At 41.0% G+C, this 23,609-nt stretch carries 18 protein-coding genes, 40 tRNA genes and 2 rRNA genes; 52 read left to right on the plus strand and 8 right to left on the minus strand.

Features of this window, described 5'->3' with window-relative positions:
• Window positions 1–26 precede the first annotated feature (26 nt).
• From rrf (AAJG31_RS18780) to AAJG31_RS18880, 21 genes are all read left to right on the plus strand, one after another.
• Window positions 27–142, plus strand: a 5S ribosomal RNA gene (rrf, locus tag AAJG31_RS18780).
• 10 nt (window positions 143–152) lie between these two features.
• Window positions 153–228: transfer RNA gene (locus AAJG31_RS18785), tRNA-Val, on the plus strand.
• 3 nt (window positions 229–231) lie between these two features.
• A tRNA-Thr gene (locus AAJG31_RS18790) sits at window positions 232–307 on the plus strand.
• Between the two features lie 7 nt (window positions 308–314).
• A tRNA-Lys gene (locus AAJG31_RS18795) sits at window positions 315–390 on the plus strand.
• Window positions 391–407: 17 nt separating this feature from the next.
• Window positions 408–492, plus strand: a tRNA-Leu gene (locus AAJG31_RS18800).
• Window positions 493–528: 36 nt separating this feature from the next.
• Window positions 529–603 (plus strand) — tRNA-Gly (locus tag AAJG31_RS18805).
• A 5-nt stretch (window positions 604–608) separates the two neighbouring features.
• Window positions 609–697: transfer RNA gene (locus AAJG31_RS18810), tRNA-Leu, on the plus strand.
• Between the two features lie 8 nt (window positions 698–705).
• Window positions 706–782, plus strand: a tRNA-Arg gene (locus AAJG31_RS18815).
• Between the two features lie 9 nt (window positions 783–791).
• Window positions 792–868 (plus strand) — tRNA-Pro (locus AAJG31_RS18820).
• Between the two features lie 16 nt (window positions 869–884).
• A tRNA-Ala gene (locus AAJG31_RS18825) sits at window positions 885–960 on the plus strand.
• A gap of 28 nt (window positions 961–988) precedes the next feature.
• Window positions 989–1,062 (plus strand) — tRNA-Met (locus AAJG31_RS18830).
• A gap of 7 nt (window positions 1,063–1,069) precedes the next feature.
• Window positions 1,070–1,146 (plus strand) — tRNA-Ile (locus AAJG31_RS18835).
• A gap of 15 nt (window positions 1,147–1,161) precedes the next feature.
• Window positions 1,162–1,254: transfer RNA gene (locus tag AAJG31_RS18840), tRNA-Ser, on the plus strand.
• 53 nt (window positions 1,255–1,307) lie between these two features.
• Window positions 1,308–1,382: transfer RNA gene (locus AAJG31_RS18845), tRNA-Met, on the plus strand.
• Window positions 1,383–1,385: 3 nt separating this feature from the next.
• A tRNA-Asp gene (locus tag AAJG31_RS18850) sits at window positions 1,386–1,461 on the plus strand.
• Between the two features lie 59 nt (window positions 1,462–1,520).
• Window positions 1,521–1,596, plus strand: a tRNA-Phe gene (locus tag AAJG31_RS18855).
• 5 nt (window positions 1,597–1,601) lie between these two features.
• A tRNA-Gly gene (locus tag AAJG31_RS18860) sits at window positions 1,602–1,675 on the plus strand.
• Window position 1,676: 1 nt separating this feature from the next.
• A tRNA-Ile gene (locus AAJG31_RS18865) sits at window positions 1,677–1,753 on the plus strand.
• Window positions 1,754–1,757: 4 nt separating this feature from the next.
• Window positions 1,758–1,834: transfer RNA gene (locus AAJG31_RS18870), tRNA-Asn, on the plus strand.
• A 10-nt stretch (window positions 1,835–1,844) separates the two neighbouring features.
• Window positions 1,845–1,935 (plus strand) — tRNA-Ser (locus AAJG31_RS18875).
• 2 nt (window positions 1,936–1,937) lie between these two features.
• A tRNA-Glu gene (locus AAJG31_RS18880) sits at window positions 1,938–2,009 on the plus strand.
• Window positions 2,010–2,068: 59 nt separating this feature from the next.
• On the opposite strand, the gene AAJG31_RS18885 is transcribed toward AAJG31_RS18880, so the two are convergent.
• From AAJG31_RS18885 to nadB, 4 genes are all read right to left on the minus strand, one after another.
• The gene (locus AAJG31_RS18885; protein ID WP_279495843.1) at window positions 2,069–2,485 is read right to left on the minus strand and encodes a VOC family protein; all 417 of its coding nucleotides are present in this window, start codon (window positions 2,483–2,485) and stop codon (window positions 2,069–2,071) included.
• Between the two features lie 165 nt (window positions 2,486–2,650).
• On the minus strand, window positions 2,651–3,754 hold the full coding sequence (gene nadA, locus AAJG31_RS18890; RefSeq protein WP_054548463.1) for a quinolinate synthase NadA: 1,104 nt from the start codon (window positions 3,752–3,754) through the stop codon (window positions 2,651–2,653).
• Window positions 3,741–4,601, minus strand: coding sequence for a carboxylating nicotinate-nucleotide diphosphorylase (gene nadC, locus AAJG31_RS18895; RefSeq protein ID WP_279495841.1), 861 nt, complete (start codon window positions 4,599–4,601; stop codon window positions 3,741–3,743). Before nadC ends, nadA begins: the two co-directional genes overlap by 14 nt.
• Complete coding sequence (gene nadB / locus AAJG31_RS18900) at window positions 4,582–6,144, minus strand: L-aspartate oxidase (RefSeq protein WP_103118699.1); 1,563 nt, start codon at window positions 6,142–6,144, stop codon at window positions 4,582–4,584. Before nadB ends, nadC begins: the two co-directional genes overlap by 20 nt.
• A 100-nt stretch (window positions 6,145–6,244) precedes the next feature.
• Between nadB and AAJG31_RS18905 the strand changes: the two genes are divergently transcribed.
• From AAJG31_RS18905 to AAJG31_RS19010, 22 genes are all read left to right on the plus strand, one after another.
• The gene (locus AAJG31_RS18905; RefSeq protein WP_279496381.1) at window positions 6,245–7,315 is read left to right on the plus strand and encodes a cysteine desulfurase family protein; all 1,071 of its coding nucleotides are present in this window, start codon (window positions 6,245–6,247) and stop codon (window positions 7,313–7,315) included.
• A 278-nt stretch (window positions 7,316–7,593) separates the two neighbouring features.
• A 5S ribosomal RNA gene (rrf, locus tag AAJG31_RS18910) occupies window positions 7,594–7,709 on the plus strand.
• Window positions 7,710–7,719: 10 nt separating this feature from the next.
• Window positions 7,720–7,795: transfer RNA gene (locus AAJG31_RS18915), tRNA-Val, on the plus strand.
• 3 nt (window positions 7,796–7,798) lie between these two features.
• Window positions 7,799–7,874 (plus strand) — tRNA-Thr (locus tag AAJG31_RS18920).
• Window positions 7,875–7,881: 7 nt separating this feature from the next.
• Window positions 7,882–7,957: transfer RNA gene (locus AAJG31_RS18925), tRNA-Lys, on the plus strand.
• Window positions 7,958–7,974: 17 nt separating this feature from the next.
• Window positions 7,975–8,059, plus strand: a tRNA-Leu gene (locus AAJG31_RS18930).
• A gap of 36 nt (window positions 8,060–8,095) precedes the next feature.
• Window positions 8,096–8,170, plus strand: a tRNA-Gly gene (locus AAJG31_RS18935).
• 5 nt (window positions 8,171–8,175) lie between these two features.
• A tRNA-Leu gene (locus AAJG31_RS18940) sits at window positions 8,176–8,264 on the plus strand.
• 8 nt (window positions 8,265–8,272) lie between these two features.
• Window positions 8,273–8,349: transfer RNA gene (locus AAJG31_RS18945), tRNA-Arg, on the plus strand.
• A gap of 9 nt (window positions 8,350–8,358) precedes the next feature.
• A tRNA-Pro gene (locus tag AAJG31_RS18950) sits at window positions 8,359–8,435 on the plus strand.
• Between the two features lie 15 nt (window positions 8,436–8,450).
• A tRNA-Ala gene (locus AAJG31_RS18955) sits at window positions 8,451–8,526 on the plus strand.
• Window positions 8,527–8,554: 28 nt separating this feature from the next.
• Window positions 8,555–8,628 (plus strand) — tRNA-Met (locus tag AAJG31_RS18960).
• Between the two features lie 7 nt (window positions 8,629–8,635).
• A tRNA-Ile gene (locus AAJG31_RS18965) sits at window positions 8,636–8,712 on the plus strand.
• Window positions 8,713–8,727: 15 nt separating this feature from the next.
• Window positions 8,728–8,820, plus strand: a tRNA-Ser gene (locus tag AAJG31_RS18970).
• A gap of 53 nt (window positions 8,821–8,873) precedes the next feature.
• Window positions 8,874–8,948, plus strand: a tRNA-Met gene (locus AAJG31_RS18975).
• Window positions 8,949–8,951: 3 nt separating this feature from the next.
• Window positions 8,952–9,027 (plus strand) — tRNA-Asp (locus tag AAJG31_RS18980).
• 58 nt (window positions 9,028–9,085) lie between these two features.
• Window positions 9,086–9,161 (plus strand) — tRNA-Phe (locus tag AAJG31_RS18985).
• Between the two features lie 5 nt (window positions 9,162–9,166).
• A tRNA-Gly gene (locus AAJG31_RS18990) sits at window positions 9,167–9,240 on the plus strand.
• 1 nt (window position 9,241) lies between these two features.
• Window positions 9,242–9,318 (plus strand) — tRNA-Ile (locus tag AAJG31_RS18995).
• A 4-nt stretch (window positions 9,319–9,322) separates the two neighbouring features.
• Window positions 9,323–9,399: transfer RNA gene (locus AAJG31_RS19000), tRNA-Asn, on the plus strand.
• Between the two features lie 10 nt (window positions 9,400–9,409).
• Window positions 9,410–9,500, plus strand: a tRNA-Ser gene (locus AAJG31_RS19005).
• 2 nt (window positions 9,501–9,502) lie between these two features.
• Window positions 9,503–9,574 (plus strand) — tRNA-Glu (locus AAJG31_RS19010).
• A gap of 139 nt (window positions 9,575–9,713) precedes the next feature.
• Here the strand turns inward: AAJG31_RS19010 and AAJG31_RS19015 are convergent.
• The 3 genes from AAJG31_RS19015 to AAJG31_RS19025 are packed head-to-tail and all read right to left on the minus strand — an operon-like array spanning window position 9,714 to window position 12,580.
• Complete coding sequence (locus AAJG31_RS19015; protein ID WP_054549894.1) at window positions 9,714–10,508, minus strand: ABC transporter ATP-binding protein; 795 nt, start codon at window positions 10,506–10,508, stop codon at window positions 9,714–9,716.
• A 15-nt stretch (window positions 10,509–10,523) separates the two neighbouring features.
• Window positions 10,524–11,579: an iron ABC transporter permease gene (locus tag AAJG31_RS19020; protein ID WP_054549895.1), complete on the minus strand. Its 1,056-nt coding sequence runs from the start codon at window positions 11,577–11,579 to the stop codon at window positions 10,524–10,526.
• Window positions 11,579–12,580, minus strand: a complete 1,002-nt coding sequence (locus AAJG31_RS19025) for an iron ABC transporter permease (RefSeq protein WP_048391034.1) — start codon at window positions 12,578–12,580, stop codon at window positions 11,579–11,581. The genes AAJG31_RS19020 and AAJG31_RS19025 overlap by 1 nt, the downstream gene beginning before the upstream one ends.
• Before the next feature lie 144 nt (window positions 12,581–12,724).
• Between AAJG31_RS19025 and AAJG31_RS19030 the strand changes: the two genes are divergently transcribed.
• The 5 genes from AAJG31_RS19030 (at window position 12,725) to AAJG31_RS19050 (ending at window position 17,473) form a co-directional block, all read left to right on the plus strand.
• Window positions 12,725–13,720, plus strand: coding sequence for an iron-siderophore ABC transporter substrate-binding protein (locus AAJG31_RS19030; protein WP_054549896.1), 996 nt, complete (start codon window positions 12,725–12,727; stop codon window positions 13,718–13,720).
• 135 nt (window positions 13,721–13,855) lie between these two features.
• Window positions 13,856–15,070, plus strand: coding sequence for a diaminopropionate ammonia-lyase (locus AAJG31_RS19035; RefSeq protein ID WP_054549897.1), 1,215 nt, complete (start codon window positions 13,856–13,858; stop codon window positions 15,068–15,070).
• Between the two features lie 142 nt (window positions 15,071–15,212).
• Window positions 15,213–15,974, plus strand: coding sequence for a MerR family transcriptional regulator (locus AAJG31_RS19040; RefSeq protein ID WP_048391040.1), 762 nt, complete (start codon window positions 15,213–15,215; stop codon window positions 15,972–15,974).
• 75 nt (window positions 15,975–16,049) lie between these two features.
• On the plus strand, window positions 16,050–16,499 hold the full coding sequence (locus AAJG31_RS19045; protein ID WP_131521250.1) for a TraR/DksA C4-type zinc finger protein: 450 nt from the start codon (window positions 16,050–16,052) through the stop codon (window positions 16,497–16,499).
• 47 nt (window positions 16,500–16,546) lie between these two features.
• Window positions 16,547–17,473 (plus strand): dipeptidase, encoded by a 927-nt coding sequence (locus AAJG31_RS19050; protein ID WP_066038114.1) that lies wholly within the window; start codon window positions 16,547–16,549, stop codon window positions 17,471–17,473.
• 12 nt (window positions 17,474–17,485) lie between these two features.
• Here the strand turns inward: AAJG31_RS19050 and AAJG31_RS19055 are convergent, their stop codons facing one another.
• Complete coding sequence (locus AAJG31_RS19055; RefSeq protein WP_054549900.1) at window positions 17,486–18,406, minus strand: 1,4-dihydroxy-2-naphthoate polyprenyltransferase; 921 nt, start codon at window positions 18,404–18,406, stop codon at window positions 17,486–17,488.
• Between the two features lie 247 nt (window positions 18,407–18,653).
• Here AAJG31_RS19055 and AAJG31_RS19060 point away from each other — a divergent pair, with 247 nt between their 5' ends.
• The 4 genes from AAJG31_RS19060 (at window position 18,654) to menB (ending at window position 23,435) form a co-directional block, all read left to right on the plus strand.
• Window positions 18,654–20,039, plus strand: a complete 1,386-nt coding sequence (locus AAJG31_RS19060; RefSeq protein ID WP_048391047.1) for an isochorismate synthase — start codon at window positions 18,654–18,656, stop codon at window positions 20,037–20,039.
• Window positions 20,032–21,747, plus strand: a complete 1,716-nt coding sequence (menD, locus tag AAJG31_RS19065) for a 2-succinyl-5-enolpyruvyl-6-hydroxy-3-cyclohexene-1-carboxylic-acid synthase (protein WP_279495833.1) — start codon at window positions 20,032–20,034, stop codon at window positions 21,745–21,747. The genes AAJG31_RS19060 and menD overlap by 8 nt, the downstream gene beginning before the upstream one ends.
• On the plus strand, window positions 21,744–22,553 hold the full coding sequence (gene menH, locus AAJG31_RS19070) for a 2-succinyl-6-hydroxy-2,4-cyclohexadiene-1-carboxylate synthase (protein ID WP_066038110.1): 810 nt from the start codon (window positions 21,744–21,746) through the stop codon (window positions 22,551–22,553). The genes menD and menH overlap by 4 nt, the downstream gene beginning before the upstream one ends.
• A gap of 63 nt (window positions 22,554–22,616) precedes the next feature.
• Entirely contained in the window at window positions 22,617–23,435 is an 819-nt protein-coding gene (menB, locus tag AAJG31_RS19075) for a 1,4-dihydroxy-2-naphthoyl-CoA synthase (RefSeq protein ID WP_004225917.1), read from the plus strand.
• The last annotated feature ends 174 nt before the right edge of the window (window positions 23,436–23,609 follow it).

Here is a 23,609-nt window from a genome sequence, read left to right on the forward strand (position 1 = left end):
CGCCGTGTATGGAAGGTCGACCATAGTCTAGTGATGATGGCAAAGAGGTCACACCCGTTCCCATACCGAACACGGAAGTTAAGCTCTTTAGCACCGATGGTAGTTGGGGGCTTCCCCCTGTGAGAGTAGGACGTCGCTAGGCATAATACCCAGGAGGATTAGCTCAGCTGGGAGAGCATCTGCCTTACAAGCAGAGGGTCGGCGGTTCGAGCCCGTCATCCTCCACCATATGCCGGTTTAGCTCAGCAGGTAGAGCAACTGACTTGTAATCAGTAGGTCGTGGGTTCGATTCCTATAGCCGGCACCATTTTTTCGAGCCATTAGCTCAGTTGGTAGAGCATCTGACTTTTAATCAGAGGGTCGAAGGTTCGAGTCCTTCATGGCTCACCATTTATAAATAATAATAAGCGGGTGTGGCGGAATTGGCAGACGCACTAGACTTAGGATCTAGCGCCGCAAGGCGTGGGGGTTCGACTCCCTTCACCCGCACCATTATTTTCATTGCCAGATAAAAAAGCTTATGCACATGCGGAAGTAGTTCAGTGGTAGAACACCACCTTGCCAAGGTGGGGGTCGCGAGTTCGAACCTCGTCTTCCGCTCCAAATGTGCCGGGGTGGCGGAACTGGCAGACGCACAGGACTTAAAATCCTGCGGTAGGTGACTACCGTACCGGTTCGATTCCGGTCCTCGGCACCATTTTAAATGCGCCCGTAGCTCAATTGGATAGAGCGTCTGACTACGGATCAGAAGGTTATGGGTTCGACTCCTGTCGGGCGCGCCAAAAGAACAACGGGAAGTAGCTCAGCTTGGTAGAGCACTTGGTTTGGGACCAAGGGGTCGCAGGTTCGAATCCTGTCTTCCCGACCATTTCCAAAAAGATTATGGGGCCTTAGCTCAGCTGGGAGAGCGCCTGCCTTGCACGCAGGAGGTCAGCGGTTCGATCCCGCTAGGCTCCACCATAAGTAAATTAACCAGTATAAAGATCCTGGCGGCGTAGCTCAGCTGGCTAGAGCGTACGGTTCATACCCGTAAGGTCGGGGGTTCGATCCCCTCTGCCGCCATCTTAAAGGACCTTTAGCTCAGTTGGTTAGAGCAGACGGCTCATAACCGTCCGGTCGCAGGTTCGAGTCCTGCAAGGTCCACCATTTATATATTGTAACGGAGGTATACCCAAGTCTGGCTGAAGGGATCGGTCTTGAAAACCGACAGGCGGGTAACACCGCGCGGGGGTTCGAATCCCTCTACCTCCTCCAGTTTTAAATTTTTATAAATGGTGCTTTAAAAACTCGAAACAACATAAAATTATCGCGGGGTGGAGCAGTGGTAGCTCGTCGGGCTCATAACCCGAAGGTCGTTGGTTCAAATCCGGCCCCCGCAACCAAAAGGTCCCGTGGTGTAGCGGTTAACATGCCTGCCTGTCACGCAGGAGATCGCCGGTTCGATCCCGGTCGGGACCGCCATTTTTAAAGATAAAAGTCATGAGAAGCAAAAGAGTGAGCAAGCTTAGCATGGACGAAATGGGTCAGTAGCTCAGTTGGTAGAGCATTAGATTGAAGCTCTAAGTGTCGGCGGTTCGATTCCGTCCTGACCCACCATTTATGCGGGTGTAGTTTAATGGTAAAACCTCAGCCTTCCAAGCTGATGTCGTGGGTTCGATTCCCATCACCCGCTCCAAGGGCCTATAGCTCAGCTGGTTAGAGCGCACGCCTGATAAGCGTGAGGTCGATGGTTCGAGTCCATTTAGGCCCACCATTATTCCGAAGTAGCTCAGTTGGTAGTAGCACCTGACTGTTAATCAGGTTGTCGCAGGTTCGAGTCCTGCCTTCGGAGCCATTTTTATTTTGGGGAAGTACTCAAGAGGCTGAAGAGGCGCCCCTGCTAAGGGTGTAGGTCGGGTAACCGGCGCGAGGGTTCAAATCCCTCCTTCTCCGCCATGGGCCCGTTGGTCAAGTGGTTAAGACACCGCCCTTTCACGGCGGTAACACGGGTTCGAATCCCGTACGGGTCATACTAGAAACAGTAGATGCAATTGCATCTACTGTTTTTTGATATTCATAGATACAAAATTTACTCTTGATTCAATGCATTTTCATCCATATAAACTACTTCCCAGATATGCCCATCTACATCTTGAAAACCCCAACCATACATAAATCCGTGATCTTGTGGTTCACTATAAGGTTTACCACCAGAGGCAAGAGCCTTATTCACTAATTGATCTACTTGTTCACGATTTTCAGCAGAAAGACATAAGATTGCTTCTGCAGAAGTAGTAGTATCTGTAACTTCTTTCTTACTAAATCCTTTAAATCGTTCTTCAACCATTATTAATACGAAGATATTTTCACTAATAATCATTGAGGCTGTTGTTTCATCACTGAATTGTTGATTGAACTCAAAACCTAATTCCTTAAAAAAACTGATAGATTTGTTTAGATCTTGTACTGGTAAATTGATAAAGATATTTTTCGATTGAAAAGCCATTTAGTATCACCTCCAAATTGACAGTATCATGGAGCATAAAGTCGTGTCAATTATAGCAAAGCGGGGCGCAAATGGAAGCCATTAGCACTATTAGAAGTAGGCGTTATGTCAACAAAAACAGAAAGGTTATATCTTCAACCTTTCTGTTTAAAAAGTTTTAACTATTTATCCTCTGGCTAGCATTCTTTCAAGTGAACTAAGTGCTTCAGCGGTAGTATGTTCATCTACTTGTATACGGTTATGAGGTTGACCTTGCTCAATACTTTCTAAGCTCCATAACAAATGTGGAAGGTCAATTCGATTCATTGTTAAACAAGGACAAAAGTTTTCGTTTAAGGAGACAATATGTTTATCAGGATGCTGCTTAATAATGCGATTGACAAGGTTCATTTCTGTTCCAATTGCCCATGCAGATCCGCTTGGAGCTCGATTGATTGTATCAATAATGTATTTTGTGGAGCCTGCATCATCAGCCGCTGCAACCACTTCACGGCTGCACTCAGGGTGAACAATTATCCTCATAGTCGGGTGTTCTTTGCGAATAACCTCTGTATGTTGAACAGTAAAACCTTCGTGCACAGAGCAGTGACCCTTCCAAAGAATAACCTGGATATTTTCAAGTGGCTCTTTTGTTTCGAGCAAGTTCTTATGTGGATTCCAAACAGCCATATTTTCAAGAGGTATACCTAAATCATAGGCAGTATTTCTTCCTAAATGTTGGTCAGGTAAAAAGAAGATACGCTGTTTTTGGGTAAAAGCCCATTGAACAAGTTCCTTTGCATTCGATGAAGTGACACAAGCACCACCATGTCTTCCAGTAAAGGCTTTAATAGCCGCAGTTGAGTTAACATAGGTTAGAGGAATAATCGTATCACCAAAGAGTTCTTGAAGAATTGGCCATGCTTGTTCAGTTTGATAAATATCAGCCATATCAGCCATTGAACAACCAGCGCGCATATCTGGTAAATAGACATGTTGCTGTTTCGTTGTCAGCATATCAGCAGTTTCTGCCATAAAATGTACACCGCAAAATACGATGTGTTCAGCTTCCTTATTTGCTGCAGATAATTGAGCTAACTGTAAAGAATCCCCAGTTGAATCTGCAAATTGAATGACTTCATCTTTTTGATAATGGTGGCCAGGAATAAATAATTTAGAACCTAATTTTTTCTTTATTGATAAAATACGAGATTCCATTTCCTTTACAGATAGTGCCCGATAATGCTCTGGGAGTAATGTCGTCTGTTGTAATAAACTAGTGATGGACAAGGGAATGATCTCCTTTCATTTGAACGAGTGCACTAATATCAAAAGCTTTAACTGAATGTGTTAAGGAGCCAAGTGAAATCCATTGAATACCCGTTTGGGCATAAGCCTTTAAATTTTCAAGTGTGATGCCCCCAGATGCTTCAGTCGCAATAGTGGGAGGAACAATGGGAAGCCATGCACGGATTTCTTCTGGGCTACGGTTATCAAACATAATAATATCTGCTCCTGCGTTGATAGCTTCTTCTAATTGTTCTTTTGATTCAATTTCAACTTCAATTTTTACGGTATGACCGACTTTCGCTCTAGCGGTCTGAACTGCCTTTGTAATGCTACCAGCAAAGGCAATATGATTGTCCTTTAGCATAATTGCGTCGTACAGGCCATTACGATGATTAAAAGCACCACCAATTCTAACAGCATATTTATCTAGCATACGCAGTCCTGGTAGTGTTTTACGCGTATCACATATTTTTGCGTGAGTACCTACTGTTTCTTGAACGGCAAGATGGGCAGCCGTTGCAATAGCAGACATACGTTGAATAAGATTTAAAATGACACGCTCACCGATTAATAATTTTTGTAAGGGACCTTTAATCACAGCGAGTACATCACCTGACTTCACCATCTCTCCATCTTTTGTATGAAGGTTGACTTCGATTGATCGATCGAGTAAGAGAAAGCCATGCTCAATAATGTTAGCCCCACAAAAAATTCCGCTTTCTTTCGCGTAAAAAGAAAAAGCTCCCTGTTGTTCGGCTGAAAAGATAAATTCACTCGATAAATCTCCATCTCCTAAATCCTCATTAAAAAATTGCTTGAGCATTTTCTCAAGTTTGATGATATTCATACAATGAGTTCCTCACTTTCATTTGTCCTTGCGAAAAAATAATCCATCGACTTGCCCATTGTGATTTCATTTCGGATTTATCCTTCCGAATATGAGCTCCTCTTGTTTCCGTTCGCGTAATTGCTGCATGTGCCATTAATGTGGCGACTACATGCATCATAAATAATTCCAACTCAGCTAGTTCTAGACCCTTTAAATTAACTTGAATAAGTGATTGCAAGGAGGGTAGTTGCTTTACAAAATGTTGCAAGTCATCAATATTTCTAACAATACCTAGGAACCGCATCATGTGTTGCTGTAATTGGGGTTTGCTAAATAAAGGTGGCATTTTATCAGGACATTGATGCTTTTCCAGTAAAAAGTTTTTTTGATGACACCCTTTTTGAATAATGAACTGCGCCATTTTTTGACCAAATGTAATACCTTCCAATAGGGAGTTACTTGCTAAACGATTCGCACCATGTACGCCTGTACAGGCAACCTCACCGACTGCATATAAGTTCGGTATAGTAGTTCTTCCTTTGTCATCAGCAATAACACCACCCATCAAGAAATGACTTCCTGGAGCCACGGGGATTAGACCATCTTGTAAATGAACGTGATGAACATGGCACAGCTGAGCAATTGTTGGAAACTTTGCTTCAAAGTCTTGAATGTTAGTGATATCAATAAACGTTTCTTCACCCGCTGCACGTTTTGTAAATAGGGCAAGTGCAGTAATATGTCTTGGTGCTAGGTCAAGTTGAGCATGTAAACCTGTCATAATGGGCTGATGCTGGGCATTAACAAAAATACCACCAGCCCCTCTGACAGCTTCAGAAACTAATCCCTTTGCTTCATTTTTACACCACAGAAGACTCGGGTGAAATTGCATAAATTCCATATCACTAATGGCAGCGCCTGCTCGAAATGCTAATGCGATCCCATCCCCTGTATTAGTTGGAAAATTAGATGTACTTGAATAAAGGGCACCTGCGCCACCTGTCGCTAAAATAACATGATGAGCCAAATAACGTTTTGTACCTTTTTCTCCTTTAGTTAGCACTCCTACACAGTCACCATCTGTATTCCGTAAAAGCTCATAAGCCATTTCATAGCAATTGATCTTTGTTTTGGGCGAAAGTTTATGAAGCAAGTAATCTATGAAAATCTGACCAGTACGATCACCACCTGCATGTAGAATACGATGATGACTATGTGCTCCTTCAAGTCCTAGAGCAGGTTTTCCATCGACCTGCCGATCAACAGGGAGGCCATCCTTTAGATAGTTTTGCATAATCTCAGTGCCATCTTTTATAAGTGTTTTAACATGCCTTTTCTCATGATGATACTCTCCAGCTTTCAATGTATCAGCAATATGATGTTGAATATGATCCTCCTCACTGGTAACAGCAGCAATCCCACCTTGTGCACGATAAGAACTACTCATATATATAGATGATTTTGTAACAATTTGTATTTGAAAATGTTTTTCAAGCACTAAAGCAGCCTGAAGTGCAGCAATACCACTACCAATTATAAGGACGTCTGTCTTTACATCCATTGTTATACCTTCTTTACAGTTGTCTTGACACTTATCTTTACATAAAATATAAAAGAAAACAAGACCTGATGAACAAGAGAGGAAGAAGACGATGATTTATATGGATTATGCTGCAACATCACCTATGATGAGGGAATCTCTTGAGGCATATGTAGAGGTGGCACAACGGTATTATGGAAATAGTGCGAGTTTGCATGATTTAGGGGGACAAGCTTTTTATTTTGTCCAGCAATCAAGGGAGGTTGTAGCCCAAGCCCTAGGTGTAACTAGTGATGGCGTAATTTTTACGGGTAGTGGAACAGAAGGAAATCTCATAGCCATCTTGTCGTTAGCGCTAGCCTCAAAAAAAGGAAAACACATTATTTCATCTCAAGCTGAGCATACGTCAGTGCATGCGGCTTTGAATACACTTGAGAAAAAGGGCTTTACTGTAACAAAATTACCTTTGCAGAAGGATGGTTGTGTTGATCTGGGGCAATTGCAACAAGCAATCCGGGAAGAGACTGCTTTGATTACCATTCAACATGTCAATTCTGAAATTGGTTCAATCCAGCCTGTAGAGAAAATCGTAAAGATGGCAAGAAAAACAAATATATTCTGTCATGTTGATTGTGTACAATCATTTGGCAAACTAGCTATACCACAAGGGGCAGATGCGATTACCATCTCGGCTCATAAAATAGGCGGACCAAAGGGCTGTGGTGCTATATATCTGAACCCTGCAATCAGAGTACCTGCATTAACACCAGGTTTGACACATGAGAGGGGTCTTAGAGGGGGGACATTAGATACTCCTGCAATCGTGGCCTTTGCCGCGGCAATTGAAAACTATCAATATGAATTGCAACATTATGAAACGCTAAGAAATTATTTTGAAAATAATTTACCTGAAAAATGTCAGCTCGTTGAGTGTAAACAGCAACTACCTAATATTTGTGGGGTAATGATGGAAAAAGTAGAGGGGCAATATGTTCTTTTAAAGTTAAATGAGGCGGGAATCTGTATCTCTACAGGTAGTGCATGTGATATTCATAGTGAATCGGGAACAAAGGCTATTCTATCAATGGGGTTCTCTTTGGAAGCGGCACGCCAATTTTTTAGAATATCTTTTGGACCTTCCACTACACTTGAGGATATTGTAAAATTAAAAATAGAGCTTTCAAATATTTAACGAAAAGACGAGTGAAGGATTATCTATATTCTTCACTTGTAGTGAAATAGATTATAAGCTAATAATATCGGCCAAATAAAATAATTGTTTTCTTTTGAACCAACAATTGCTATAATATTTTGCAGGGCAATATTTTCTCTTACTTAACAAAAATATCTTTAAAAAGTAATAATTTCTTTTTTTTATAAAAAAGTATTGCACAATGTTAGAAAACGTTATACAATAATTCTTGTCTTGAAGGACAGGTAAACAACTTCAAAACAAGATACATAACAAAGTCTAGTGATGATGGCAAAGAGGTCACACCCGTTCCCATACCGAACACGGAAGTTAAGCTCTTTAGCGCCGATGGTAGTTGGGGGCTTCCCCCTGTGAGAGTAGGACGTCGCTAGGCATAATACCCAGGAGGATTAGCTCAGCTGGGAGAGCATCTGCCTTACAAGCAGAGGGTCGGCGGTTCGAGCCCGTCATCCTCCACCATATGCCGGTTTAGCTCAGCAGGTAGAGCAACTGACTTGTAATCAGTAGGTCGTGGGTTCGATTCCTATAGCCGGCACCATTTTTTCGAGCCATTAGCTCAGTTGGTAGAGCATCTGACTTTTAATCAGAGGGTCGAAGGTTCGAGTCCTTCATGGCTCACCATTTATAAATAATAATAAGCGGGTGTGGCGGAATTGGCAGACGCACTAGACTTAGGATCTAGCGCCGCAAGGCGTGGGGGTTCGACTCCCTTCACCCGCACCATTATTTTCATTGCCAGATAAAAAAGCTTATGCACATGCGGAAGTAGTTCAGTGGTAGAACACCACCTTGCCAAGGTGGGGGTCGCGAGTTCGAACCTCGTCTTCCGCTCCAAATGTGCCGGGGTGGCGGAACTGGCAGACGCACAGGACTTAAAATCCTGCGGTAGGTGACTACCGTACCGGTTCGATTCCGGTCCTCGGCACCATTTTAAATGCGCCCGTAGCTCAATTGGATAGAGCGTCTGACTACGGATCAGAAGGTTATGGGTTCGACTCCTGTCGGGCGCGCCAAAAGAACAACGGGAAGTAGCTCAGCTTGGTAGAGCACTTGGTTTGGGACCAAGGGGTCGCAGGTTCGAATCCTGTCTTCCCGACCATTTCCAAAAAATTATGGGGCCTTAGCTCAGCTGGGAGAGCGCCTGCCTTGCACGCAGGAGGTCAGCGGTTCGATCCCGCTAGGCTCCACCATAAGTAAATTAACCAGTATAAAGATCCTGGCGGCGTAGCTCAGCTGGCTAGAGCGTACGGTTCATACCCGTAAGGTCGGGGGTTCGATCCCCTCTGCCGCCATCTTAAAGGACCTTTAGCTCAGTTGGTTAGAGCAGACGGCTCATAACCGTCCGGTCGCAGGTTCGAGTCCTGCAAGGTCCACCATTTATATATTGTAACGGAGGTATACCCAAGTCTGGCTGAAGGGATCGGTCTTGAAAACCGACAGGCGGGTAACACCGCGCGGGGGTTCGAATCCCTCTACCTCCTCCAGTTTTAAATTTTTATAAATGGTGCTTTAAAAACTCGAAACAACATAAAATTATCGCGGGGTGGAGCAGTGGTAGCTCGTCGGGCTCATAACCCGAAGGTCGTTGGTTCAAATCCGGCCCCCGCAACCAAAAGGTCCCGTGGTGTAGCGGTTAACATGCCTGCCTGTCACGCAGGAGATCGCCGGTTCGATCCCGGTCGGGACCGCCATTTTTAAAATAAAAGTCATGAGAAGCAAAAAAGTGAGCAAGCTTAGCATGGACGAAATGGGTCAGTAGCTCAGTTGGTAGAGCATTAGATTGAAGCTCTAAGTGTCGGCGGTTCGATTCCGTCCTGACCCACCATTTATGCGGGTGTAGTTTAATGGTAAAACCTCAGCCTTCCAAGCTGATGTCGTGGGTTCGATTCCCATCACCCGCTCCAAGGGCCTATAGCTCAGCTGGTTAGAGCGCACGCCTGATAAGCGTGAGGTCGATGGTTCGAGTCCATTTAGGCCCACCATTATTCCGAAGTAGCTCAGTTGGTAGTAGCACCTGACTGTTAATCAGGTTGTCGCAGGTTCGAGTCCTGCCTTCGGAGCCATTTTTATTTTGGGGAAGTACTCAAGAGGCTGAAGAGGCGCCCCTGCTAAGGGTGTAGGTCGGGTAACCGGCGCGAGGGTTCAAATCCCTCCTTCTCCGCCATGGGCCCGTTGGTCAAGTGGTTAAGACACCGCCCTTTCACGGCGGTAACACGGGTTCGAATCCCGTACGGGTCATACTAAGTGCAGTAGATGAATTTACATCTACTGCACTTTTTAATTTACTTGATATTTAGATTTATAACAAAGCTATAATAAATGAAAGCCTACACAGAAGGATTAAACTGTGTAGGCTTGTTGTTTTTCAAATTAGCGATTAAATTTTTCGCCCTTTTCCATATGGGATGCAAAGAGGTGTACCAAATATTGGATCTGTCGTCATTTGGCAATCAAGGTCAAACACATGATTAACTAAATCAGTGGTCATAATTTCTTCTGGTTTCCCTTGACGATAGACACCACGGTCACGCACTGTAATAATATGATCGGCATAGCGACAAGCAAGATTAATATCATGTAGTACCATAATAATAGTTCGCTTTTGCTGTTGGTTCAATTCGAATAGTAAATCTAAAACGTCTATTTGATGAGTTAAATCTAAGTATGTCGTAGGCTCGTCTAAAAGAATGATATCTGTATCTTGAGCAAGCGTCATAGCTATCCAAGCACGTTGACGTTGTCCTCCTGATAGCTCATCTACTGGTCTATCTTGTAAATGCTCTGTACCTGTAGCTTTTAAAGCGCTTAAAACGATTTCTTCATCCTTTTCAGTCCACTGTTGTCGCCAACTTTGGTAAGGATAGCGACCTTGTTTCACAAGTTGTAGGACAGTTAAGCCTTCTGGTGCAACAGGAGATTGAGGAAGAATAGAGAGGTTTTTAGCCACTTGTTTTGTTGATAATTTAAAAATATCCTCACCGTCTAATAAAACGGAGCCTTTTTTAGGTTTTAATAATCGAGCAATGGAGCGTAAGAGTGTGGATTTACCACAGCCATTCGCTCCGATTAATACAGTAATTTCATTCAAAGGAATAGATAAATTGAGATCTTCGATAATATTGAAATCACCATAACTTAATGTTAGAGATTTGGTTAATAAAGATTCAGTCATGTAGTATAGACTCCTTTATTTTTTAGGGTTTCTAAATAATAAATAGATAAAGTAAGGAGCACCGATAGCAGCAGTAAAGACGCCTGCGGGTACTTCTAATGGGCTAAATGCTGTACGACCTATAATATCTGCAACCATTACAAGCAATGCACCAATTGCTGCGGATGCCGGAATAAGTACACCGAACGATGAACCAACAATGCGTCGTGCAATATGAGGAGCCATTAATCCTACAAACCCAATAGCACCAGCAAATGCTATGGCACTCGCTACTAAACTGGAGCATAATAGAATTAAGTAAAGGCGTGTTTTTTGAACAGGCTGCCCTAGGCTTGATGCTGTATCATCACCTAATTCTTGAACATTTAACTGCCGAGTAATAAAAAAGGTTATAAGTAGAAGTACAAAAATCAATGGAACAACGATTTGTACTTGATCCCAATCCGAACTTTTGACACTACCCGTAATCCATTTATTCGCTTCACTTGCTTGATAAATTGGGCCGATAATCATTAACATTGTAGTAATTGCTTGCATGAATGCCGACACGCTAATACCGATTAAGACAAGACGATTTGGTGTGACACCATCTTTCCAAGCAAATAGGTAGACTATACATCCGACGATAGTAGCACCTATGAATCCTGCTAATGGCAACCACTCTATACTAACTGTTAAAGAGTGATTAGAATCACTGAAAATGGCTAAGAAACCAACAACCGCTGCCCCACCACCAGCAGATATGCCGATTATATCAGGTGAGGCAAGTGGATTTTTAATGATTCCTTGTAAAACTGCACCTGCGACGGCTAATGCCATTCCAGCAAACAAGGCCATGAAAATTCGAGGCATTCGAAAATCAATAATAATCAGTTGATCAAAATCTGAGCCGTAACCAAAAAAAGCTTGTAAAACTTTAAATGGATTGATGAATGAATCACCAAATGATGCACTAAGAAAGAAAACGGCAAGAGTTAGTATGCAAATCACTGTTAATTTTTTTATAGCTTGTACATCTATTAAAAATGAAATTTTTTGTTGAAGTAAACGAATTGTTTTTACATGTTTCATTATTTTTTTCCACCTTTTCGCGCAAGGTAAATAAAGAATGGTGTGCCAATCATAGCAGTCATGACGCCTACTGGAACTTCTTGTGGCATAATAATATAACGAGCCGCAACATCAGCCAGCAATAAAAGTATCCCCCCAAGTAAAGCAGCCATAGGAATAAGCCATCGATGATCAGTGCCGACAAACTTGCGCGCAAAATGGGGAACGACAATCCCTATAAAACCAATGGGGCCAGCAATTGCAACTGCTCCCCCTGCTAAAAAAATAACAATAAGACCGACCAATATCTTCATAAGTCCTAAACGTAAACCAAGACCTCTTGCTACATCATCGCCAAGAGCAAGAATATTCATTTTGGGGGAAATGATGAGGGCAGCAATCCACCCAATTACTAGATACGGTAGAACAGATAGTAGAATTTCAAGTTTTCTACCTTGTACAGAACCTGCTAACCAAAACAAAACTTGATCAAGCTCTGCTTCATTTGTAGCGAGTAAACCTTGTGTAAATGATGCAAATAGGGCACTGATGGCAGCACCAGCTAAAGTTATTTTCACTGGAGTAACAGCATCTCTACCTGAGAAACTAATCCCATAAACGGATAAAGCAGCGATTGCAGCACCAAGAAATGCAATCCACGCAAAAGATTGCAAGCTTGAAATGTGGAAAAAAATCATGGCAAAGACAACAGCAAAGCCTGCTCCTGCATTAATGCCCAAAATTCCAGGAGAGGCTAATGGATTTTTCGTTAAGGTCTGCATAAGCACGCCTGTAATAGCTAATGAAGCACCAACGCAACTGGCTATAAGAGCTCTTGGAATTCGAACATTTTGAATAATAAGATGCTCATTTGAATTGTTAAATTGTCTAAAAGATTCATACGTAGTTTGAATAGAAGTATTTGCATAACCATACACAATACTGATCCCCATAGAAAGAAGTAATAGTATGACTCCTACTAGTAAAGCAATCATTTTGGAATAATTATTTTTTAATATCATATTTAACGTGTACTCTTTTCTTGGAAAATTAATAAATTAGTTATTGACTTTGATAGTTACATACAATACGATTAATATCGTTCTTAGACAGATGAAAGTGATTTTCATTCTCGTCAAATATGCTTAAATATTTTATCATATACAATGGAGGAAGAAAAGGTGCAAAAAGCTTTTCAAAAACTATTAGTTTTACTAGCTGTGGTTGCTATTTTTGTTCTGGCAGCATGCGGTACTTCTAAAGATAATGCCAAAGAAGAAAGTACAAAAGAAAGCAATGCTTACAGTGTTGACCATGCAATGGGGACAACTGAAGTAAAAGACACACCAAAACGTATCGTTGTTTTAACTAATGAAGGAACAGAAGCATTATTAGCTCTAGGTATTAAACCAGTAGGTGCTGTTCAATCTTGGACAGGCGATCCATGGTATGATCACATCAAGGATCAAATGGAAGGTGTAGAGGTTGTCGGTATTGAACATGAAATAAATATCGAAAAAATTGCTTCTTTAAAGCCAGATTTAATCATTGGCAATAAATTACGACAAGAAAAAGATTATGCTAAACTTAGCAAAATTGCTCCAACTGTGTTTTCTGATACATTACGTGGTGACTGGAAAGAGAATTTTAAATTATACGCTAAAGCAGTAAATCAAGAAACAAAAGGTGAAGAAGTTCTAAAAGCTTACGAAGATAAGTTACAAGCTCTGAAAGAAGAACTTGGAGAACAAACCAACCAAGAAGTTTCATTTGTACGCTTTATGGCCGATAAATCTCGTATCTATTACACAGATTCATTCTCAGGTGTGATTTTTGATGCTTTAGGATTTAAACGTGTTGCAGCGCAAGCAGATTTATTTAAAGATAATGCTAAACTAGGAAACTTAGCGATTGAAGTAGGGAAAGAAGCAATCCCTCAAATGGATGGGGATGTTATTTTCTACTTCACGTACATGCCAACAGGCGATGATTCAGCACTAGCAACTGAACAAGAGTGGACACAAGACCCGCTTTGGAAAAACTTATCAGCTGTCCAAAAAGGCAATGCACATAAGGTGGATGATGTCATTTGGAATACGGCTGGAGGCATTTTAGCTGCGAATATTATGCTAGATCAAGTGAAAGAAATCTTTGTTAAATAATTTTCTTATAAACTATACATTTATCGATGTTCGATAAATGTATAGTTTTTTTACTTCCTAATATATACTCTCCTGGTACTTTAAAGTTAGATAGACTATGATGTAGATATTGACCATAAATTGAGGGGGATGACGATGAAGGAAAAATTAAGGTGGGTTTATAATCAGCATTATTTAGAGCAAGATCATATAAAACAAGCAACAGCAATACTTCCATATTTTTCACTAGATCAAGTGAAGAAGGTTGGTCAATTTCAGCGTACATATGAGCAATTTGAGAAGACACCACTCCATCATCTTGAGGCACTATCTTCATATATGGATGTAGAAAAAATTATGATTAAAGATGAATCTTATCGATTTGGTTTAAATGCCTTTAAAGTTTTAGGAGGTATTTATGCAATTGCGCAATATGTTGCCAATAAGCTTGGAAGGAATATAGAGGAGCTATCGTTTGAACAGTTAAAAACTCCAGAAGTAAGAGCGCAAGTAGGCAATTTAACATTTATTTCAACGACTGATGGAAATCATGGTCGTGGTGTGGCATGGGCTGCAAGAGAACTGGGTTTTCAAGCAAGAATATATATGCCGGCTGGTAGCGCCGCTGAGCGGTTACTGCATATTAAAAGTGAAGGGGCTTTTGCTGAAATTACGACAATGAATTATGACGATACTGTTCGTTATACCTCACAGCTTGCACAAGAAAATGGCTGGGTCTTGATTCAAGATACGATGTGGGAAGGCTATGAAGAAATTCCATTATGGATTATGCAGGGGTATACAACCCTTGTACAGGAGATTGATGAACAGATTCAGCAAGCCCCAACACATGTATTTTTGCAAGCTGGTGTGGGGTCCTTTGCCGGAGCAGTAGTAGCATTTTTACAGCAATACTATGAGCAGGATATTACATTTGTCTTGGTTGAGCCACATGTCGCTAATTGCTATTATGAAAGCTTTAAGAAAAATACAGATCAATTTGTCACTGTTGGTGGGGAGATGCAAACTATAATGGCAGGTCTTGCTTGTGGTGAACCGAATCCACAGGCTTGGCAAATCTTAAAAGCCTACACAAAAATAAGTATCTCCTGTGAGGAAGAAATAGCAGCAACAGGTATGCGCGTTCTAGGAAATCCTTTAGCTACAGACACTCGCATTATAGCTGGTGAATCAGGAGCGGCGCCATTTGGTTGCTTTTATGAAATAATGACTAATGAACAATATAAGGAATTAAAACATGCCTTGCACCTAAATGAACAAGCAAGGGTGCTGTTTATTAATACAGAAGGTGATACAGATAAAGAGAGTTATCGAGAAATAGTATGGCATGGGAAATATGCGAATCAATAGCAAACTAGTGATTTACTAGTTTGCTATTTTCCTTTTGTAAAAGGATTTGAAAGTATAATTAAGTTTAATTAAATTTTTTTATTTTAACTCTTGACCTTAACGTTGCGTCAAAGCTTACAGTAGCATTAGTGGAGGTGATGAGATGGAATATACCATTCAGGAGCTTGCTCAACTATCGGGCGTTAGTACAAGAACATTGCGTTATTATGATGAAATTGGATTGCTGAAACCAGCAAGAACCAATGAGGCAGGTTATCGATTTTATGGCCAATGGGAGGTCGATATGTTGCAGCAGATTTTATTTTACCGTGCTTTGGATATGAAATTAGCGACAATTCAGGCTATTATTCAAGCACCAAATTTTCAGCATGCTGAGGCGCTCAAAACACATAGAGCTGCTTTGCTTCAACGCAAAGAGCAGTTGGAAACGATCTTACAGACAGTAGAAAAAACAATACAATCCATTGAGGAGGAACAACCAATGTCTAATGAAGAAAAATTTAAAGGCTTTAAAGAAAAGTTAATTGAGAATAACGAAAAGCAGTACGGCAAAGAAATCCGTGAGAAATATGGGAATGAAACAGTGGATGCATCCAATGCTAAGCTTATGAACATGACGGAGCAACAATATCAAGCGATGCAACAGCTAGAACAGCAAATGTTTGAACGTTTAGCAGAGGCAATGAAACTTGGAGATACTACAAGTGACATTGCGATGGAAGTTGCAGAGTTGCATAAACGCTGGCTCAACTTTACGTGGAAAGAGTATTCCAAAGAGGCACATGCAGGGCTGGCACAAATGTATATTGCCGATGAACGCTTTACAGCTTATTATGATGAACGTGGTGAAACAGGAGCAGCGCAATTTTTGCATGACGCCATTATAGCTTATACAAGTAAGTAAATAGGTCTTCCTTATGCTGACATGTTTTAGAAATCGTAAAATAGGAAAAAATGAAAGCATGAGGAGGAGATTATTGTGGATCAACAAGTAATGCAACAATTAAAAAGACAACTAGAGCAAGAATTACAAGAAATAGAACAACGAATAGAAGAATCAGAGCGACCTCAAGCGACAGAATTATCGAATTATGATAATCATCCAGCTGATAATGCAAGTGATTTAACGGATCAGCTTACAGAAATGGCTATTGATGAGCATCGTGGTGATAATGCTGAAGAAATAAAAGAAGCTCTTCAAGCAATGGCAGACGGTACATATGGCAATTGTACCGTCTGTGGTAAAGAAATTCCAATTGGTCGCTTAGAGGCAATGCCGCAAGCTCTGACATGTGTGGAACATGCAGAAAAGAAAGAAGACAATTTACGACCAGTGGAAGAAGATGTTCTTTCTTCAACACCAAAATCAGATGATTTTATTGAGCTGGAGGAATTCGGCTCTTCTGATACACCACAGGATAAAATTTAGTAAGTTTTTCCTCGCAGAAGCAGTATAATAACTGTAGAGGTGAGGATATGAAGATTATTGATTTACATTGTGATGCGCTTTTAAAGTTAACTACTCTTGAAACGGCTAATTTTGCTGAGGATGTACGAATACATGCTAATCAAAAAAGATTGCAATTAGGGCAAGTAGAGGCGCAAGTGTTCGCTATCTTTATTGACCCAAAAATCCCACAAAATTTGCAATTTCTTGAGGTCATGCGCCAAATCGAAGCATTCCATACTCACGTATTACAAACAGAGGGCATGGTGCATATTACAGATTGGGCACAGTTAGATCAATTAGCTCCCCACGAAATAGGAGCCATTTTAAGCTTAGAGGGCTGTAGTGCCATTGGCGAAGATTTAACAAAACTGACAGCTGTACTGGATGCAGGGGTGAAGTTGGTAGGTTTAACGTGGAATGAAGAAAATGCTGTGGCCCATGGTGCTGAACAGGATGCAACTCTTGGTTTAAAGCCATTTGGTAAAGAAGTTATACAATTATTAAATGAACGCGATATTATTATTGATGTGTCCCATCTAAATGAGCAAAGCTTTTGGGATGTCTTGCCGCTTGCAAAGCATATTATTGCAAGCCATAGTAATGCACGTGCACTATGTGATCACCCGCGTAACTTAACTGATGCCCAGGCAAAGGCACTTGTTGAGGCGGGAGGACATATCCATGTAGTTTATTTCCCACTCTTTATAGGCAAAGGTGCAACACTAGACCATTTAGTGGGGCATGTGGAGCATTTAGCTAAACTGGTAGGTGTGGAGCATATTGGATTAGGCTCCGATTTTGATGGGATTGATAGGACTGTCAGTGGCTTAGCCCATGCAGGAGAGGCACAAAATTTACTAGAGGCATTACGTACACGCTTTTCAGATGAAGAAGTGTATGGTATTGCAAGCCAAAATTTCCGACGCTATGTAAAAAAAGCAGCAACCCGTTAAGGCTGCCGCATCTTAATAAAAGAAATAATGAATTAATAAACCGATTCCTAATAGGAAGCCGAAGAATGTATTTGTTTGCGCTGTATATTTCATCGCAGGCATTACCTCTTTGGCTTCTTTTTTGTCTCGGAAAATTTGAATGGCACGTAATGGTTTTGGAACACTTAGGAAGATGATTAATGCCCAAAAAGTAATACCATCAACTGCTACAAGAGCAATCACCCATAAATAAGAGACGATAAAAAAGCCTGATAACACGGAAATTGCATTATCACGTCCTACCAAAATAGCTAAGGTTTTTCGTCCGCCTTCTGTATCGCCAACAATATCACGTATATTGTTCGATAGCATAATGGCACCGACTAAAATCATGCTTGGTACAGAGAGCAAGACAGCATCTAGTGTTACTGTAAGCGCTTGAATATAGAAGGCAATTAATACAATGCCCATCCCCATTACTGCGCCAGAAACAATTTCACCAAATGGCGAATAGGCGATTGGGTATGGTCCACCTGTATATAAAAAGCCAATAAGCATACAAACAAGTCCGACAACAGCTAACCACCAAGATGTTGAGGCACATATGTAAATGCCAAGAAGCATGGCAATAGCATAAAAGCTTAATGCAATCATCATAATTGTTTTTGGCTGTACACCATGACGGACAATCGTTCCGCCAATCCCGACGGAATGCTCGTTATCTAATCCTAATTTGTAATCATAATATTCATTGAACATATTCGTTGCTGCTTGTATAAGCATACTTGCAATGAGCATAGCAAAAAATAGTCCAAAATCAATTGTTTCTTTTTCAATTGCTAAGGCAATTGCTGTTCCTAGGAATACAGGAACAAATGAAGCGGTTAAAGTATGTGGACGTGTTAAATGCCACCACACTTTAAAACCCCTATCAGCTTCAATGACTTTGGTCATAAGGTCTTTCTCTCCTTCAAATGTTGTCGACTCTTCTTATTTTAAACGAAGATTGAGAAAATGGGTAGGTTCACAGCTTATTACATACTGTTTAATGAAAAAAAGTGATACAATAGAACATGCATTTATGAACTGAAAATAAAAAAGAACAATTAGCAACAGTACGAATAACGTGTTGCCAACTAAAATATGATGTGTTATTTAACCATCATTCATTATGTACATTGCAACAACGGAGGTAATTTTCATGCAACAGAAGTGGTACCAAGCCACAGAAGTAGAAGTGGACTCTTTGGGCCAAAGCCTTCATTTTTATATGGAAACAATTGAAGTAAGTCGCCTATCTGCACTGGCGTTCTATGCAGCTGGCGAGGAATGTTATAAAGGTGAACGATTTTATTGGCAAAATAGAGAAAAAACAATGACATTAGTTGGGCTAGGACATGCTCATACTATTCAAAACAACGCTAAAGAAAACCGCTTTGATGCAGTTGAAGCGGAATGGAAAAACATAACGAAAAACTGTCCAAAAGGTCAACAAGCGTTACAACCAATTTTGTTTGGCGGTTTTACATTTGATCCTCAAAATAATGTAGACGGGGAATGGACGGATTTCCCAGAGGCTTATTTTGCATTAGCAACGTTTCAACTGGTGATACGCGATGATAAAGCATACGTAAGTATTCACCTTTTGACACAAGACCAACAGGCTGAGGATCAGTTCGAAGCGCTAAGAAAAGAGCGCGATCATTTAATCCATGCAGCTCAGGTTAAAGAAGTGAAAACGTATACAAAACCTGAAATCATAAGTTATTTTGAACCATATAAAGAGCCTTATTTAGTCTCAATCGATCAAGTGACAGCATTAATTAAACAGAAAAAGGCAGATAAAGTGGTCATTGCACGATCACTTGCTTTGCAATTTAAAGAGTATGTATCCGCACCACAAGTACTTTCTCAAATTATTCATGAACAACCAGAAAGCTATTTATTTGGTTTAGAGCATAGAAATTTATTATTTTTCGGAGCATCACCTGAACGACTTGTGAAAGTAGAAGATGGTCGAGCATTTTCTTCTTGTGTTGCTGGCTCAATTAAACGAGGTAAGACTGCAGAGGAAGATGAGGCTTTTGGACAAAGTTTATTAAATGACCCTAAAAATGGCGGAGAACATCAGTATGTTGTGGATATGATTGCGGAAACATTCCGTAAAAATTGTGTGGACATGACGGTGCCAGATAGACCACGCTTGTTAAAAATACGAGATATTCAACATCTGTATACGCCTGTTGAAGGTCAGTTAAATCAGGATGCAACAATCTTACAATTGACTAAATCATTACATCCAACACCCGCTTTAGGTGGTGTACCACGCAAAGAAGCATTGGCAGCCATCCGTAAATATGAGCCGATGAATCGGGGACTGTATGCTGCGCCAATAGGCTGGCTAGATGCAGAGGGTAACGGTGAGTTTGCAGTTGCCATACGTTCAGCAGCCTTACTAAATGATAAAGCTTATTTATATGCAGGCGGTGGAATCGTCGCAGATTCAGAGCCGCAATCTGAATATGAAGAAACATTAGTAAAATTCCGTCCAATGCTTCGTGCGCTAGGGGGACAATTACATGAGTGAACGAAAAATACTAACAGATTATGTTTATAAAATGGTCGCATCGCTAGTGCAAGCTGGTGTAGAGAATGTTGTCGTTAGTCCAGGCTCACGTTCAACACCGCTTGCTTATGCGGTTGCTTCTACTAAACAAGTAAAAATGTATCGGCAGGTAGACGAGCGCTCAGCAGCATTCTTTGCGCTAGGGCTTGCTAAGGCAACTACTAAGCCTGTGGTTCTTTTATGTACATCTGGTACAGCAGCAGCTAACTATTTTCCTGCGATTGTGGAGGCAAGCTATGCACGTGTACCATTAATCATTATAACAGCTGATCGCCCACATGAATTACGTGAGGTAGGCGCTCCACAGGCTATCAACCAACCCAATTTATATGGTTCACATGTGAAGTGGAGTGTTGATTTTCCATTAGCAGATGGTGCTGAACCAACATTGCCCTTTATTGAGCGTCATCTTGCTCGTGCGGTAGCCATTGCCACGAGCGCACCTTTTGGACCAGTCCATATTAATGTACCTTTCCGTGAACCACTATTAATTGATTTACAGCAGGAGCTACCAGCAGTGACGTTTAAGCACAGCAGGATGGGACAATTAACCCCAACACGCGGGGATCAACAGGAACTATCCTCTATTATACAATCAACTAAAAGAGGTTTTATGATCATTGGTGAGTTAGCTCTTGGTACAGAATTATCCATAGTTTGGGAATTTGTACGTCAGCTGAAGTGGCCTGTCATTGTTGAAAGTTTATCGAATATGCGTACATCCGTACCAGAGGATTGTTTACCATTTATCGTGACAACCTATGATGCCATTATGAAGAGTGATGACTTCAAAGCACTGGTACAACCAGATACAGTAATCCGAATAGGGGCACAACCAGTTTCGAAGTTTATAATGCAATTTATTACAAAGTCACGCCCAAATGCGTATGTGATTATCGATGAAGACCCTATGTTTAGAGATGCTACAGGCGTATCTACGCATTTTATTCATGCGAATGTCGATCAGTGGCTAACAGAATTAGCTATCACTGAAACGGCTATCGAGGAAACATACTTAGTCGAATGGCAAAAAGCAAATCAGCTTGCTTCTATGTTAATTGAACAATACGCAGAGGTAGAAAAAGATGAAGGTGCTATAGTCAGTCGTTTACTCAAAATGATTCCTGACGGTAGTGATATTTTCGTTAGCAGTAGTATGCCAGTACGGGATATTGATACATTTTTATTGGCTACACCGAAAGATCTACGTGTTTTTGCCAATCGAGGAACGAACGGGATTGATGGTGTCGTATCAACAGCAATCGGTTTCAGTCAGGGAAATAATCGAGAAAGTTATTTACTGATTGGTGATTTAGCCTTTTTACATGATGTGAATGGACTCATTGCTTCCAGATATCAGGAATGTAACTTAACGATTATTGTGATGAATAATGATGGTGGTGGTATTTTTTCCTATTTACCACAGTCAACTGTTGAAGATCACTATGAGGATTTATTTGGCACACCAACAGCCCTTGAATTCCGTGACATTGCACATATGTATGATATGGACTATGTACGTGTCGAAACAATATCGGAGCTTTCTGAGAAATTTTCAACATGTAAAAACCATTCTTTACGATTAGTTGAAATATTTACAGATAGAACCGAGAATGTGAATGCACATCGAGGTCTATGGAATCGAATTAATGCGGAGTTAAAAGCATGACAAAGTGGATGATTCGTGGTCTTGAAACCCATGTAGATATATGGAATGAAAACGGTGAATATACAGTCGTTGCCTTACATGGATTTACTGGTAGCTCAGCAACATGGCATAATCTAGCACAAGCTCTACCTCATGTGCGTGTTATTGCCGTTGATTTAATTGGACATGGTCAAACAGCTATTCCACAGCACGTACAGCGTTTTTCTATGGAGGAGCAATTACAGGATTTAGAACAACTATTTTGCCAGCTTCATTTAGAGAAATTTACGCTGTTGGGCTATTCAATGGGTGGAAGAATCGCTTTATCCTATGCCATTTCGTATCCAGCTCGTATACATCAGCTCATTTTAGAAAGTGCATCTCCTGGCTTGCGAACAATGGAAGAGCAAAATGAACGTTGTAAGCGAGATGAAGCACTAGCGCAAAAAATAATGACGAATGGTGTACTGTCCTTTGTCAATGCTTGGGAAAGCATACCGCTTTTTGCTTCACAGCAACGTCTACCTAAAACTGTAAGAGAAACTATTCGAGAAGAGCGACTATCACAGAAAGAAGAGGGGCTTGCTGGTAGCTTGAGAGGTATCGGGACAGGCGTTCAACCTTCAAATTGGGATAGATTGTCGCAACTAGAAATACCTGTCCTGTTAATTACAGGTTCATTGGATGAGAAATTTTGTAAAATTGCACTAGAAATGAAAGCGCTATTAAATACTGTTAAGCATTTAACAGTAAATGACGCTGGACATGCAATTCATGTGGAAAATCCCGCTGAGTTTGCTACAATAGTAGAGGAGTATTTAACGTAATATACGATTACGTTAGCGCCTCGCTAGAAACGAGACGAATTTAATGATATAGGAGGCAATTCAATGACACGTCAATGGACAACATTACATACTTATGAAGATATTAAGTATGAGTTCTATAACGGTATCGCAAAAATTACGATTAACCGTCCAGAAGTGCGTAATGCATTCCGCCCAAAAACGGTAATGGAAATGATTGACGCATTCTCACGTGCACGCGATGATAAAAATATCGGTGTTATTATTCTAACTGGTGAAGGTGAACATGCTTTCTGCTCAGGCGGAGACCAAAAAGTTCGCGGTCACGGTGGCTACGTAGGAGAAGATGAAATTCCACGTCTAAACGTTCTTGATTTACAACGTTTAATCCGTGTAATTCCAAAACCTGTAGTAGCAATGGTAGCTGGCTACGCAATTGGTGGAGGTCACGTTTTACATGTTGTCTGTGACTTAACAATTGCAGCTGACAATGCTCGCTTTGGACAAACTGGACCAAAAGTAGGTTCATTCGATGCTGGTTATGGCTCAGGCTATCTTGCTCGTATTATTGGTCATAAAAAGGCACGCGAAATTTGGTACCTATGCCGTCAGTACGATGCACAACAAGCACTTGATATGGGCTTAGTCAATACAGTTGTGCCTTATGCGCAATTGGAAGATGAGACCGTTCAATGGTGTGAAGAAATGCTTCAAATGTCACCAACTGCACTACGCTTCTTAAAAGCAGCGATGAATGCAGATACAGATGGTTTAGCAGGTCTTCAACAAATGGCTGGAGATGCTACACTTCTTTACTACACAACTGATGAAGCAAAAGAAGGCCGCGATGCATTCAAAGAAAAACGTCAACCAGATTTCGGTCAATTCCCAAGATTCCCTTGATTAGTAGGGGGTTTAAAGCTCGTATCTTTTGGAGATACGAGCTTTTTATATGTCTTGAACAGAGGGGAGATAAAAATAGGGGATAGAAGTGGCTAAAAGGTGGATAAAACTCAATAGATGAAGGATAGAGGTATTCACTAAAAAACTAGATACTACATGGATAATAGACAAACT

It is taken from the genome of Lysinibacillus sp. BS3, assembly GCF_039614735.1.
Lineage (GTDB): Bacteria > Bacillota > Bacilli > Bacillales_A > Planococcaceae > Lysinibacillus > Lysinibacillus capsici.

Coding starts and splice junctions, on each gene's coding strand:
- AAJG31_RS18885 (WP_279495843.1), bottom strand. CDS start 2,485: ATGGCTTTTCAATCGAAAAATATCTTTATCAATTTACCAGTACAAGAT.
- nadC (WP_279495841.1), bottom strand. CDS start 4,601: ATGAATATCATCAAACTTGAGAAAATGCTCAAGCAATTTTTTAATGAG.
- nadB (WP_103118699.1), bottom strand. CDS start 6,144: ATGGATGTAAAGACAGACGTCCTTATAATTGGTAGTGGTATTGCTGCA.
- AAJG31_RS18905 (WP_279496381.1), top strand. CDS start 6,245: ATGGATTATGCTGCAACATCACCTATGATGAGGGAATCTCTTGAGGCA.
- AAJG31_RS19015 (WP_054549894.1), bottom strand. CDS start 10,508: ATGACTGAATCTTTATTAACCAAATCTCTAACATTAAGTTATGGTGAT.
- AAJG31_RS19020 (WP_054549895.1), bottom strand. CDS start 11,579: ATGAAACATGTAAAAACAATTCGTTTACTTCAACAAAAAATTTCATTT.
- AAJG31_RS19025 (WP_048391034.1), bottom strand. CDS start 12,580: ATGATATTAAAAAATAATTATTCCAAAATGATTGCTTTACTAGTAGGA.
- AAJG31_RS19030 (WP_054549896.1), top strand. CDS start 12,725: ATGGAGGAAGAAAAGGTGCAAAAAGCTTTTCAAAAACTATTAGTTTTA.
- AAJG31_RS19035 (WP_054549897.1), top strand. CDS start 13,856: ATGAAGGAAAAATTAAGGTGGGTTTATAATCAGCATTATTTAGAGCAA.
- AAJG31_RS19040 (WP_048391040.1), top strand. CDS start 15,213: ATGGAATATACCATTCAGGAGCTTGCTCAACTATCGGGCGTTAGTACA.
- AAJG31_RS19050 (WP_066038114.1), top strand. CDS start 16,547: ATGAAGATTATTGATTTACATTGTGATGCGCTTTTAAAGTTAACTACT.
- AAJG31_RS19055 (WP_054549900.1), bottom strand. CDS start 18,406: ATGACCAAAGTCATTGAAGCTGATAGGGGTTTTAAAGTGTGGTGGCAT.
- AAJG31_RS19060 (WP_048391047.1), top strand. CDS start 18,654: ATGCAACAGAAGTGGTACCAAGCCACAGAAGTAGAAGTGGACTCTTTG.
- menD (WP_279495833.1), top strand. CDS start 20,032: ATGAGTGAACGAAAAATACTAACAGATTATGTTTATAAAATGGTCGCA.
- menH (WP_066038110.1), top strand. CDS start 21,744: ATGACAAAGTGGATGATTCGTGGTCTTGAAACCCATGTAGATATATGG.
- menB (WP_004225917.1), top strand. CDS start 22,617: ATGACACGTCAATGGACAACATTACATACTTATGAAGATATTAAGTAT.